A 12153-nucleotide genomic window follows, 5' to 3' on the forward strand; every position below is an offset into this window, starting at 1 on the left:
TCGACAAAAATAGACAATCACTTCAATCTGTTTTATTTTTGTAAGCGCTTTAAATACTGGTGTTACAGGAAGATTAAAAAATCCCGCGGCCAAGAGCCTGCGGGATTTTATGTTGCATATCCATTTTTAATATAAGAAATCAAATTCTCAAGCATTTCTTTTGTGGTCATCTCAGAGGACTGCTCACCAATGTCGTGCGCATGCATTAAAATCTTCAGAAACTCCTCTTGATCTAACTTCGTTTTCTTCATCATTCGTTTCCTTTCGGCTTCCATTAAATTGAAAACAAGATTATTATATGCTGTCGGGTGCTGTTTTGCAATCTCTAATACATCATTCGACACATTCGGGTTTTTATGTCCTTTTTTAGGAAAAACTTTTTCCGGGCCATGTGTTGCGATATAATAGAGGAATTGGAATCTTTTTATTTTGTGACTCGTTAGGAGCGATAATCATGCTTCAGGATATGATTGCTAAAGAAGATGTGCTCGCAGCGGCTGAACAGCTTAAAGAACTTCTTCCTTACAATGAAGACAATGTTCAGCTGATGAAGAAAGCACTCATTTTATATCGGCAGGATTCCGTCTATCGTATACAGGTTCAAACCCCGACAGAGATTTCCGCATATGTGCAGGATGTTGTGCCTGTAAGGGTCACGCTGAACTTATTTTTCATGGTGAAAAGCGGCTGCGCATGCCCGTCTGAGGCGATCTGCCGCCACGTACTGGCCGTTTTTCTTTACGTATATGCCCAATTCGAGCGGGTCGGTACCTTTACCGAACATTGGCTGGAAAGAGAAAAGCTTGAGGAAAGCAGGGAGCTTGTCCGCCGGCAGTTTCAGGAAAAAGTGCTGCCGAATGAAGAGTCGCTGTCAAGCTGGCTCGCTTTTTTTGATTCGGAATTCTCGCTGTGGGAGGCGCGGACGCCGGCCGGAAGCCAGACGATGCAGGGCCTTTATTACGGCTATCTGTCAGCGCTCAAAAAACACGCCCCGAAAAAACCCGAGCTTAAAAGCTTATATCAGATTCATTCGGCGCTTGCCGTCTGGCTTCACATGTTCACTTTGATTGAGTCAGGCAGATTGGATGCCGAAAAAGATTATTACAGCATCAATCCATACGTGGAACAGCTGATGGATACGATTTATTCCTCCATTGACAGACTGAAAACGTACGCCTTGTCTTTTTCACTCGATCCTTTTTTAGACCGGACGCCCCCGGTGCTGCGCAGACTGCTTGTGAAAGAAGAGCTTTTTCAATACGAACGCCTCCGGGTATTCGGTGAAATGTGGAGCGCCCTTTTGAACCGGCCGAAATGGGTCGCGCGCGAACAGGAGATTCTCGCACAGGAAAGCGGGCGCCGTTTTTCACCGGAAGTGCGGTTCGGACGGCTTCATCTGGCCTTTTTGCAAAAAGATGATGAAGCGGTCTTCCAAGATATGTCCCGCTTCCCTCCTGAAGCGCTGCCGTATACCTTTCAATGGCTCGGTGAACTCACCGCGAAAAAAGACTGGAAACGGCTGAAAGCATGGTATGGCCGGATCGAACCGCTTGCCGTCAACTATACGAAGCTTGATAAGCCGTTTAAAGAAATGCGCGACATCATCGGAGAGCTGTTTGCGCTATTGGCGGATTATGCGCGGCACTCACGGGATGATCAGCTGTTTGAACGGTTTGCTTCCGGCTGCCTTCCCTATACCTTTACCGAATACAGCCAGTACCTGTACGAAAAACGGCGGTACGCGGAGTGGGTGGAGATTCACAGCCTCGTCGGTTTTTCCGTCTGGGAAATCGAAAAGGACATCCTGAAGGAAATTGCCGCCAGTGATCCGGAAGCGCTCATCCCCTCCTATCACCGGGCGGCGGCCTTTTTTATCGATCAAAAAAACCGCAGCGCCTATAAAGAGGCTGCGCGCCATCTGAAAAAACTGCGGACGCTTTATAAAAAGGCAAAAAAACAGCAGGTATGGGAACGGTATATCAGCCGGCTGAGCGCAAGTTACAAGAGGCTGCGCGCCCTTCAAGAAGAATTGCAGAAAGGAAAGTTGATTGATGGCGAGTCTTAAGGAAATTTTCATTCATGTAGAACAAATGGAAGATTGGACATTTACGCTGTCAAGCCATGATGAGAAGGAGCAGCCGCTTACTCTCAGTCAGATGAAGACTCATTTGTTCCAATGGCATGAGTCCACCTTTTACGGAACGTTTCTTGAAGACGTCAGCTTCATAGGCACTCCGGCCGTTCTGCTCAGCCCGTGGATGACCGTCGAGCTGCTCGGAAAAAACTCGTTCAATTCATTCAGCACCGTGCAGCTGACAAAGGAAACGGAACCATTAATCGAAGCGGCTTCGACGATATACGAATTTATTGCCGACGGCGATTTTCTTCCGGACTATGAGGCTTGGCAAAATGGCGTCCTGCGCTTCAAAGACCGTGAGCTTTTGCTGGAAGGCTTTACGGCAGACTGGTTCTCAGCCGCGGTCCAGGACTACATTCAGTACAATGATGACCTGCTGGAAAAATGGCGGCGGATCGAAACCCGCTCGCCGGCCGTTCATACGTTTAAAGGCTCCTTTTTGGATGAAGATGATTTTCTCGAGGGAATCGGCTGGCATGACGATCTGACGCCGTTTACCGTCGGGCTCCGATTAAACGAGCCTGATTTCGACGGTGACGACTGGAAAATCGAAATGTTTTTACGTGAGAAAAAAACCGGCTCCATCACCTTTTTTGACGGACTGAAGGGACTGAAAAAAGCGTGGCAGGCATACAGCGGAAAAATCGCGCGCGAACAGGACCGCTTCCGCAGAACGGTTCCCTGGCTTTCGTTTGATTCAGGAACGACGCTGATATCTGAAGAAGAGGCTTGGATCTTCTTATCGGAAGCGAGTGAGACGCTTGTCGATATGGGTGTGGAGATTCTTCTCCCATCATGGTGGCAGATTGTCCGGGACAGCAATATGATGCTCAAGGCGAAAGTGTCATCCTCCCCGCGGGGCGAGTCCTTCGTCGGCATGAACGCTCTGCTTGATTTCAACTGGAGATTTGCCACTAACGGAATTGAGCTGACAGAGGATGAATTCAATGAGCTTGTCGCAAACAACAGACGACTCGTCAACATCCGCGGCCAATGGGTGAAAATTGATCCGCAATTTATTAAACAGATGAAAAAACTGATGGAAAAAGCGGAATCTGAGGGCCTCCACATGTCCGACGTGCTGGCGCGCGAACTGATGGATCACGGGGAAAACGGAGCCGAGGACACGGACATCATTGACTCATCGGCATTTGCCGGGATCAAGATCGAATTATCAAAGCATCTCAGAAGCCTGATCCGCAAACTGACGGAAGCCCGGGATCTGCCGGAACATGAAGTCAGCGCCGCGTTTCAGGGCCAGCTCCGCCCTTATCAGATGTACGGCATGAACTGGCTTCTGTTTTTACGGGAAAACGGCTTCGGCGCCTGTCTCGCAGATGACATGGGACTTGGAAAGACGATTCAGATGATCGCTTATTTTCTCCATGTGAAGGAAAGCGGCCGGCAAAAAGCGCCTGCCTTAATCATTGCGCCGACATCGGTGCTCGGCAACTGGCAGCGTGAGCTCCAGACCTTCTCGCCGCAGCTGAAGGCCGTGCTTCATTACGGCCCCCGCAGGCCGAAGGGGGAAGCATTTGTCCCGGCCTATCAGGACGCGGACGTCGTTCTTACTTCTTACGGCCTGTCGCACGCCGATCAGGAAGAGCTTTCTTCCGTGACATGGAGCACCATCTGCCTTGATGAAGCGCAAAATATTAAAAACGCGCATACGAAGCAGTCCCGCGCGATCAGAAAGCTGAAAGGCGTCCATCATATCGCGCTGAGCGGAACACCGATGGAAAACCGCCTGACAGAGCTTTGGTCGATCTTTGATTTTATGAACAAAGGCTATCTCGGCAGTCTGACCGGCTTTCATAAACGCTATGTGCTGCCGATTGAGAAAGACCGTGACGAAAAAAGAATCAACCAGCTTCAGCAGTTAATCCGGCCGTTTTTACTGCGCCGGACAAAACGGGATGAAGAAGTGGCGCTTAATCTTCCTGACAAGCTGGAACAAAAAGAGTTTATCCCGCTCTCAGCCGAACAGGCATCCCTTTATGAACAGCTTGTCAAAGATACATTTGAACATATGGCTTCTCTGACCGGGATGCAGCGGAAAGCGCTGATTCTGAGCATGCTCGGCCGCTTGAAACAAATATGCGACCATCCTGCGCTCTATTTGAAGGAAGAACAGACAGAGCTGTTAAACGGGAGATCCGTCAAACTGGAAAAGCTGCTTGATTTAATGGCGGCGATCCGCGGACAAGGGGAAAGCTGCCTCATTTTCACCCAATACATTCAGATGGGCAACATGATGAAGCGCCTCCTGGAAAAAGCATTCGGAGAACCGGTTCAGTTTTTAAACGGAAGCCTGTCCAAGCAGGAACGCGATTCTCTCGTCGAACGGTTCCAGAAGAAAGAATACCCGACGCTGATTTTGTCACTGAAAGCGGGCGGAACCGGCCTGAATCTGACGGCTGCCAATCATGTCATTCACTATGACAGGTGGTGGAATCCGGCGGTGGAAAACCAGGCGACCGACCGCGCCTACCGAATCGGCCAGGAACGGTTCGTCCACGTTCACAAACTCATTACGACGGGAACGATTGAAGAAAAAATTGATGCCATGCTCGAAACGAAACAAACGCTGAACGATCAGATTATCCAAAGTGAAAATTGGATTACCGAGCTGTCATCCGATGAGCTTGAAGAATTATTCACCCTCAGCGCATCGGCGCAATCACATTAAACGCAAAAAGACCGGCTCTCTCGGGAAGAGCCGGTCTTTTATGTCGTCCTTACTGTTACGCCGCATTTGCCATGAATGCGTCACGCCAGTCATGAACAGTATCGCCATACCTTTCACAGTAAATTCCTGATCATATACGCAACGCCGTTTTGATCATTTGTCAATGTAACGGCATCAGCGATCTCTTTAATATCTTCTCTCGCATTCCCCATCGCTATGCCTTTTCCGGCCGCCTGAAGCATTGAATAGTCATTTAAGCTGTCACCGACCGCGGCGGTTTCAGCCATCGGAATGCCGAGCTTTTGCGCCAGCCGTTTGAGCGCCTGCCCTTTAGAGGCGTTTCGAGACGCCAGTTCGAAGTTGTGATCGGCAGAGCTGACAAGGGTGAGATCTTTCTGACCGCTGAATCGGTCCCAGCCCGCTTTCAGCTTCCGCTCATCAAACGAAAATCCGAGAATATTATAAAAATCCAGATGCTCTTCTTTCTCAAAGAGCTCACGGTATGAATGAATGTAAGCAAAGCCGGACTGGCTGTATTGCACTGAAGCCGCCTGTTCCAAAACAGAAAGATCGGTTTCCGGATTGGCGCTTTTCACCCGGTCCATTTCGATATCGAGCAGCTGCCTGCCGGTTTCAGGCGTATAGATGGCTTTGTTTGTAAACACCTCATAATAATATTGATTCTCTTCAAGCCATGACAAAATGCCGCGGGCTCTTGATTCTTCAATCGCTTCACAATGGTACAGGCTGCCGTCAGGAGCATGAATGGCGGCTCCGTTTGCGCTGATAATCCATGTTTTTATGCCGAGCGGTTCGAATATGGAGTGCACATCAAAATGCGCGCGTCCAGTGGAAACCACGATTTCAATTCCCGCTTGCCGGGCTTCCCTTAAAGCCCGCTTGTTTTCATCGCTTACTTGATGACTGCTGTTCAGCAGTGTGCCGTCCAGATCTATGGCAATCAGTTTCACATGTCCTCATCCTCTTCTTCAGATTCAGTTACAAGCAATTCTACGCCGTGCCGGTCGAGCAGATCGCAAAAATCCTGATCAGGCAGCCGATCGGTAATCAGCAGGTCAACCTCGTGCAGGTCTGCATACTGATAAAAACTCGTACGGCCAAGCTTGGAGTGATCACTCAGCGCAATCACCTGTTCAGCCTGTCGGATCATTTTACGCTTTACCATGCCGTCTTCTTCATGCGGAATCGTCAGGCCGTTTTCCGAGATGCCGACAACGCCGATCAGCACCTTATCAGCGTGATAATCCCCCAGTTTTTCTACAACGGAAGCCCCGTATAAAAACCGGTGTTCCTTCTGGAGCTTTCCGCCGAGCAGGTGAATATCAATTCCCTCTTTTGCGGAAAGGATATCGGCCTGATTGATCGAATTTGTAATAACAGTGCAGCCGGTGACATTTAAATGCTCCGCGCAGGCCTGCACGGTTGTCGAGGTGTCCAGGATGATCCGGTCCCCTTTATGGATCAGGGATGCGGCCAGCTTGCCGATTTTGTTTTTCTCTTCAGAAACGGTTTTCAGCCGGCCCGAATAGCCTGGAACTTCCTGATTCACTGACGGCAGAATCGCGCCGCCCCGTGTTCTGATAATGGCCCCTCGCTCTTTCAGCTTTACAAGGTCCCTTCTTGCGGTATCTCTTGAAATATGAAGCAGCGAACATATCTGTTCTGCGGTGATCCGCCGGTGCTGTTTCAAATATTCCATTATCGCAATCAGTCTTTCTTCTTGATACACGTCCTCATTCCCTTTTTTCGTCACTTATCTGTAAGTAATTATAAGTTTTTATCCCAATATATTCAATGTTTTTAAGTATTTATAAGCAAAATCACTTCTTTTTAACCATTTTTCAGCTTCCGCACAAAAAAACCAGTCTTTCGACTGGCGAGTGGGAAGGAGGTATTGCGGGGCCCGCTGAAAGGCGGGAAATCGAGGAAAAAAGCATGCTATTCAGCCAGCGGCTCTTTCCGTTTCTGATCCATAAACCGAACGGTATCAGCCATGACCTCGGTCACATAAACTTTTACGCCGTCTGTCTTTTCATAGCTTCTCGTCTGGATTCTGCCGCTTACACCGACCATTGACCCTTTTTGGCAGTACAATGCCGTGTTTTCAGCGTTTTTTCTCCAGATGGTGCAGTTGACGAAGTCGGTTCCGGTTTCACCCGACGCGCTTTTAAAATTGCGGTTTACCGCCAACGTAATATGCGCGACGGGAATGCCCGCTGATGTAAAACGGAGCTCCGGATCTTTCGTCAGCCGGCCGACAAGCATAACGTGGTTAAACAAGCCGTATCCTCCTCTCTTTTTCGAGGCTGGCTTCATTGTAGTACAAGGGCTCGTGAAAGCAAAAAGCGGAAAAAGCCGTTATCCGTTTAGGCTGCTCTTATGTTTTCGTTTTTCTTTCTGATAAAAAAAACTTTTGTTTTTGACCGCTTATGTAATATGTATTTTTGAGCAGCCGCGAGAAAAGTTTCGTTTTGAGCCAGTCTTTCTCAAACATGCGGACAAACTTTCCGCCGTCCCATGCGAACCAGTAAAAACTCAGCTTTTTATCAGTCAGTGAAAGCTGAATTTTATACTGTTCCATGCGGTCTTTTGTTTCATATAAAAAGACGACATTTCCCCTTCTGTTAAGATGCACCTCACAATCTTCCTTTTTGCATACCAAGTAGGAATGATCGTCTTTTCGCCTTGAACCGTCTTCTATATAGATTTCCTTCAGGCGCAATTGATTCATAAGCATCTCTCCATGACCATATTCTTTTACATTATAATGAAAAAATAGAAATGATTAAATGTTGACCGCCTACAAAAATGATGAAGCATGCCTTACAGCATTTTCCCGGGAAAAATGATATGTGTTATAATAAATGAACGAAAAACATGGACAACAGGGGTGAAAATAAGAGATGAAAACCTTTAAACTGGTTGATCTGAATGTGGAACGTTTAGATAAAGACGATCAGCCGATTGAGCAGTTTCCCCTTTTAGACGGATTGATTATTAACAAAGAGGACGGAGAAAATCACTGGTTAATTGAAGCACTGGTCCCGGCCGAACACTTTTCTTTTTTTGACATGCTGATGAAAAGCCAGAAAGAAGCGAAGGTGTTTGTAACGATTACGAAAAAAAGCAACCGTCCCGCCCAGCTGACGGGAAGCATCAAAAATATCGTCGAGCTGGAAAGAAGTATACAAGTTTTAATTTACGGTCAAATGGTGTCAAGAAACCACCCCGGATCAGAAAGCATTCTGGAGTCGCTCGTGAAAGAAGGCTACTCGGGCAGCCGGCTGATTGAAGCGTTTAAACAAAAATTATAATCATGAAAAAGGCCGGACGTTAATCATCCAGCCTTTTTTTGTGCCTTAGTCATTGTGAGGAGCCCGCTGTTTCAGCAGATCTCTGATTTCAGTCAGCAGTTCTGTCTGCTGATCTGTTTCCTCGGCTTCTTCAGCCTCTTCTTCTGCTTCTTTTTTACGTCTCAGCTTGCCTATTGTGCGGATCACGATAAAAATAGAAAATGAAATAATGAAGAAGTTCACAATCGTTTGAATGAAGCTTCCGTACTTGATATGAGCCTCGCCGAATGTCACGGCCAGCCCTGAAAAGTCAAGACCGCCAAGAAGCAGGCCGACAAGCGGCATGATGATGTCTTCAACGAGCGACGTCACGATTTTGCCGAAAGCGCCGCCGATGACGACACCGATTGCCAGATCCATGATATTGCCCCGCATCGCAAAGCTTTTAAATTCTGACCACATTAGATTCACCCCTTTCTATACAAAATGGGCTTTTTTATAAGCCCATTTGTTTGTTTTTATTCTCCGAGCGCAAAAGTTAATTCAGCTTCACACACGAGCTCGCCGTCAACTTTGGCAACGCCTTTGCCGCGTCCGATCGTACCGCGCGCGCGGGTAATATCAACCTCAAGCTCCAGCTTGTCACCCGGTTTTACCTGCTTTTTGAAACGGCAGTTATCAATCCCCGCAAAAAACGCGAGTCTGCCCCGGTTTTCTTCTTTAATCAGCATCGCAACCGCTCCGACCTGCGCCAAAGCCTCTACGATTAATACGCCCGGCATAACAGGGTATTCAGGAAAATGGCCGTTGAAAAAATCTTCATTCGCCGTCACATTTTTATATCCCGCCGCCCGTTTTCCTTCTTCGACTTCCGTAATTCTGTCTACCAGAAGAAACGGATAGCGATGGGGAATAATTTCTTTAATTTGCTGAGTATCAAGCATTCTCTTGACATCTCCTTCATCGACAATAGTATGTATAGAAGGTATATGTGGCAACCAATCTGTACATTTGGAAGTATATTATGAATCAATTTCTTTTTCAACCGCGCTGTAAACTGTAACCAGCTGGCAATGAGCCTCGTCCATTAATGTGTTATGATAAATAAAGATTTTTACCCTATGCAAAGAGGTTGGAAGATGATTGCTAAGTTTACTGAAAAACGTACGCGGGTGATGCTGAATGAGTGGTATGACGCCATGGGAAAACGCCAATTCGATCTAGCCCGTTCCCTTCACGAACAAATCAATCAGCATCTCCCCAAATTACAAAAGAATGCAAAGCTCAAACTCAGATATCAGCTGTTTTTCGCACGGTTTCAGCTGCTGTTTGAGAAAAAAGACGGTCTGAATAAACTGTTCTGCGAGCTGAAGCGGCGCAAAGATGAGATGGATCATGAATTAACTTATTATTTCTATTTTTTCAAAGGGTTATTCCATATGGTGAATGGCGCTCCGAACCGTGCTGTCTGCCGCTTTAAAGAAGCTGAACAGTACCTGCCGGCCATACAGGACCGTTTCGAAGCCGCTGAATTTTATTATAAAACAGCGGGTGCATATTACATGATGAAGTCGCCTGCGCTCTCCATTCAATATGTCAATAAAGCGCTGGAAATCTATCAAGATGAAGCCGGCTACATCAAAAAAACGCTCAGCTGCCGGCTGCTTCTCGCCGTGAATTATATAGACGAGGCACGCTATGAAGACGCGGAACAGCTCTTTAATGAATCCATAAAGATAACGGACCGGATCAATGACAATAACCTGCTGTGCCACGCCTATTATAATTTTGGTTTTTTAAAGACCGCCCAGAAAAAAGATAAAGAGGCCCTCCCTTTTTACAAAAAGGTATTGGGCAATCAGCGTTTCGAGAAAGAGTCTCCCGTTTCCTACCTTCATTGTGTATACGAAGCGGTCAGAGCACTTTTTAAAACCGGTTCTGCCGCCGAAGGACAAACCGTGCTGCAGAAAGGTTTATACATATCTGAAAAAGTGCAGAACAAGATTATGAAATTGAAGCTGACCGCGCTCAACATACTGTACACCGCTCAGGAGGACCCGTACGACCGATTGCAGAAGCTTGTGCTGGAGCTGCAGAAAATTGAAGCGTGGGTGGATTTGGAAGTGCTGCTTCAGGATATTACTGATTACTACAAAAAAAAGGGCGATTTTGAGAAAGCCGCATTTTTTATCATGCGCGGCTGATCAAAACGCCCCTTCTTTTATCTGACTGAGTTGATTAAGCCCAGCATTTGGTCTCCCAATGTAATCGTGCGGCTGTTCAGCTGATAGGAACGCTGAGACACGATTAAGTCGGTCATTTCTTTTGACATATCGACATTTGAACTTTCAAGCGCGCCCTGCTCCATGCCGATTGCCTGCCGGTTTGCGCCGGTAAGCTCTTCAATCGCTGAAGCCCCCGCGCCGTTTACGGAAAACAGATTATCCCCTTCCGCATGAAGCGCCTGAGGATTATTGACATTGACGATGCCGAGATTAAACGTCTGCGAACGGGTTCCCGCCTGGTCTGAAGCAGTCAGCGTTCCGGTTTTGCTGATTTTCAGCTGAGTCAGCGAACTGTCAATTTGTATGGGCTGACCGTTCTCATCGAGAATGGGATTGCCTCCCGCTGTCATCAGCTGAAGCAGCCGGTCATTTCCGCCTGCCGGCTTGAGGGAAAGTGAGCCGTCCCTTGTATACACCCGCCGTCCGTCCGCTTCTGCCTGAAGATATTGATAAGGTGATGTGAACGCGATATCAAGGTCACGGTCGGTTTTTTTGATGCTTCCCTGCCCTGAGTCCAGCTGCGGAGTCATGACCGTTCCGGCGCCGAGACGCAGGCCGGGCGGCGTTTTCCGCATGTCCGGCGAATTTTCCTTTTTGTCATCTATATGGTCATACTGCTGTCTGATCAGCTCGGAAAAGCGGGAGTCCCTCGCTTTATAGCCTGTCGTATCACTGTTTGAAAGGTTGCTGCTGACTGTATCCATCTGCTGCTGAAGCTGATTTAAGGCTGTTGAAGCTGTCAGCATTGATCTGAGCATCATAATTGAACGTCCCCCATTTTGTTACACTTTGCCGATTTCATTTGCGGCTTTATCCATGCTTTTATCGTAAGCCTGAATGACTTTCTGATTGGCTTCAAATGATCTGTATGCTTCCGTCATTTCTGTATACGTGCTCGTCACGTCCACGTTCGAAAGCTCCGAGACGCCTTGCTTTAATGAATACGAGACTTGGGGATTCGCCGCCGCGCTCGGCAGTTCAGAGCCGTCGGCCGTGCTGTATAGGTCATTGCCGTCCCGTTTCAGATTGCGCACGTCTTCTTCCATTCTGATATCAATCTGCCCCGCCGGCCGGCCGTTTGTCGTGACCGTTCCGTTTTCTGATACGGTGAATTTTTCATTGTCGACTGTAATCGGCTGTCCGTTTGTTGATAACACAAGGTTTCCGTTTATCGTAAGCTGATTGTTTTCATTTAATGAGAAAGTGCTGCTTTTTGAATAGCGGACGCCTCCCGCGGTCTGCACGGGATAAAACAGCTCGGCGTTTTCATTCGTTTCGGCATTCTTGGGAACCTGATTCTCCATCAGCGCGATATCCGTCGGCTGATCGGTCGTTTTCAGGCTTCCCTGCGTAAACAACGGTTTCAGCTCCTGCATGTATACGCCTGTGTTGACGGAGCCGATTTTCGTTTTTTTATCGCCTTCTATTCGGCTCAGAAGCATCTCGGGAAAGGCGCGGATTGAACCTTGATCCTCTTTGTACCCTGATGTATTCGCGTTTGCGATGTTATTTGACAGCATTTCCGTTCTTCTCTGCTGTGTAATCATTGCGGACGTTGCGGTATATAATCCTTTTAACAAGTCTTCCACCTCTGAAATAGCATTATTTCCAGTTGCCTCACCGGAACATTTGTTCTATAATGAAAATCAGCATTTTTTCTTATTATCGGATTTACATTCCCGTTCGTGAAGGGTTTGACAGAAAAAAACCCCATTCTTTTTCAGAATG

The 12153-nt window shown here is 47.5% G+C and carries 13 protein-coding genes; 4 read left to right on the top strand and 9 right to left on the bottom strand.

Features of this window, described 5'->3' with window-relative positions; translation table 11 throughout:
- Positions 1-107: 107 nt before the first annotated feature.
- Entirely contained in the window at positions 108-251 is a 144-nt protein-coding gene (locus NYE38_RS17855) for a hypothetical protein (RefSeq protein WP_003151259.1), read from the bottom strand.
- Positions 252-454: 203 nt separating this feature from the next.
- Between NYE38_RS17855 and NYE38_RS17860 the strand changes: the two genes are divergently transcribed.
- A complete protein-coding gene (locus NYE38_RS17860; protein WP_015418391.1) occupies positions 455-2065 on the top strand; it encodes an SWIM zinc finger family protein in 1611 nt (536 codons plus the stop codon).
- Positions 2052-4826 carry a DEAD/DEAH box helicase gene (locus tag NYE38_RS17865; RefSeq protein WP_129093794.1) on the top strand — a complete coding sequence of 925 codons (2775 nt, stop codon included), beginning with the start codon at positions 2052-2054 and terminating at the stop codon, positions 4824-4826. Before NYE38_RS17860 ends, NYE38_RS17865 begins: the two co-directional genes overlap by 14 nt.
- Positions 4827-4939: 113 nt before the next feature.
- Here NYE38_RS17865 and NYE38_RS17870 read toward each other — a convergent pair whose 3' ends face one another.
- The 4 genes from NYE38_RS17870 to NYE38_RS17885 all read right to left on the bottom strand — a co-directional run bounded on the left by NYE38_RS17870 (position 4940) and on the right by NYE38_RS17885 (position 7578).
- Complete coding sequence (locus NYE38_RS17870) at positions 4940-5797, bottom strand: Cof-type HAD-IIB family hydrolase (RefSeq protein ID WP_025649370.1); 858 nt, start codon at positions 5795-5797, stop codon at positions 4940-4942.
- Positions 5794-6576: a DeoR/GlpR family DNA-binding transcription regulator gene (locus tag NYE38_RS17875; RefSeq protein ID WP_003151250.1), complete on the bottom strand. Its 783-nt coding sequence runs from the start codon at positions 6574-6576 to the stop codon at positions 5794-5796. The genes NYE38_RS17870 and NYE38_RS17875 overlap by 4 nt, the downstream gene beginning before the upstream one ends.
- A gap of 209 nt (positions 6577-6785) precedes the next feature.
- The gene (gene ssb / locus NYE38_RS17880; RefSeq protein WP_003151249.1) at positions 6786-7127 is read right to left on the bottom strand and encodes a single-stranded DNA-binding protein; all 342 of its coding nucleotides are present in this window, start codon (positions 7125-7127) and stop codon (positions 6786-6788) included.
- A 97-nt stretch (positions 7128-7224) separates the two neighbouring features.
- A complete protein-coding gene (locus tag NYE38_RS17885) occupies positions 7225-7578 on the bottom strand; it encodes a hypothetical protein (RefSeq protein ID WP_003151247.1) in 354 nt (117 codons plus the stop codon).
- Positions 7579-7750: 172 nt separating this feature from the next.
- On the opposite strand from NYE38_RS17885, the gene NYE38_RS17890 reads away from it, so the two are divergent.
- Positions 7751-8161, top strand: a complete 411-nt coding sequence (locus NYE38_RS17890) for a YwpF-like family protein (protein WP_007407558.1) — start codon at positions 7751-7753, stop codon at positions 8159-8161.
- Between the two features lie 45 nt (positions 8162-8206).
- Here the strand turns inward: NYE38_RS17890 and mscL are convergent, their stop codons facing one another.
- Together mscL and fabZ are read right to left on the bottom strand one after the other, a co-directional pair.
- Positions 8207-8602: a large conductance mechanosensitive channel protein MscL gene (gene mscL / locus NYE38_RS17895; RefSeq protein ID WP_014419073.1), complete on the bottom strand. Its 396-nt coding sequence runs from the start codon at positions 8600-8602 to the stop codon at positions 8207-8209.
- A 56-nt stretch (positions 8603-8658) separates the two neighbouring features.
- Entirely contained in the window at positions 8659-9084 is a 426-nt protein-coding gene (gene fabZ / locus NYE38_RS17900; RefSeq protein ID WP_003151242.1) for a 3-hydroxyacyl-ACP dehydratase FabZ, read from the bottom strand.
- Between the two features lie 195 nt (positions 9085-9279).
- Here fabZ and NYE38_RS17905 point away from each other — a divergent pair, with 195 nt between their 5' ends.
- Positions 9280-10344, top strand: a complete 1065-nt coding sequence (locus NYE38_RS17905) for a tetratricopeptide repeat protein (protein ID WP_017418759.1) — start codon at positions 9280-9282, stop codon at positions 10342-10344.
- A gap of 17 nt (positions 10345-10361) precedes the next feature.
- On the opposite strand, the gene NYE38_RS17910 is transcribed toward NYE38_RS17905, so the two are convergent.
- On the bottom strand, positions 10362-11183 hold the full coding sequence (locus NYE38_RS17910) for a flagellar hook-basal body protein (protein WP_014419076.1): 822 nt from the start codon (positions 11181-11183) through the stop codon (positions 10362-10364).
- 24 nt (positions 11184-11207) lie between these two features.
- The gene (locus NYE38_RS17915; RefSeq protein ID WP_007614310.1) at positions 11208-12005 is read right to left on the bottom strand and encodes a flagellar hook-basal body protein; all 798 of its coding nucleotides are present in this window, start codon (positions 12003-12005) and stop codon (positions 11208-11210) included.
- Between the last annotated feature and the right edge of the window lie 148 nt (positions 12006-12153).

This window comes from Bacillus sp. EU63, from assembly GCF_038592915.1.
GTDB lineage: Bacteria > Bacillota > Bacilli > Bacillales > Bacillaceae > Bacillus > Bacillus velezensis.

What these genes read in the sequence shown, in the direction of transcription:
- NYE38_RS17910 (WP_014419076.1), bottom strand. Translation starts at nt 11,183, where the DNA reads ATGCTCAGATCAATGCTGACAGCTTCAACAGCCTTAAATCAGCTTCAG.
- NYE38_RS17890 (WP_007407558.1), top strand. Translation starts at nt 7,751, where the DNA reads ATGAAAACCTTTAAACTGGTTGATCTGAATGTGGAACGTTTAGATAAA.
- NYE38_RS17905 (WP_017418759.1), top strand. Translation starts at nt 9,280, where the DNA reads ATGATTGCTAAGTTTACTGAAAAACGTACGCGGGTGATGCTGAATGAG.
- NYE38_RS17885 (WP_003151247.1), bottom strand. Translation starts at nt 7,578, where the DNA reads ATGAATCAATTGCGCCTGAAGGAAATCTATATAGAAGACGGTTCAAGG.
- fabZ (WP_003151242.1), bottom strand. Translation starts at nt 9,084, where the DNA reads ATGCTTGATACTCAGCAAATTAAAGAAATTATTCCCCATCGCTATCCG.
- NYE38_RS17855 (WP_003151259.1), bottom strand. Translation starts at nt 251, where the DNA reads ATGAAGAAAACGAAGTTAGATCAAGAGGAGTTTCTGAAGATTTTAATG.
- NYE38_RS17865 (WP_129093794.1), top strand. Translation starts at nt 2,052, where the DNA reads ATGGCGAGTCTTAAGGAAATTTTCATTCATGTAGAACAAATGGAAGAT.
- NYE38_RS17860 (WP_015418391.1), top strand. Translation starts at nt 455, where the DNA reads ATGCTTCAGGATATGATTGCTAAAGAAGATGTGCTCGCAGCGGCTGAA.
- mscL (WP_014419073.1), bottom strand. Translation starts at nt 8,602, where the DNA reads ATGTGGTCAGAATTTAAAAGCTTTGCGATGCGGGGCAATATCATGGAT.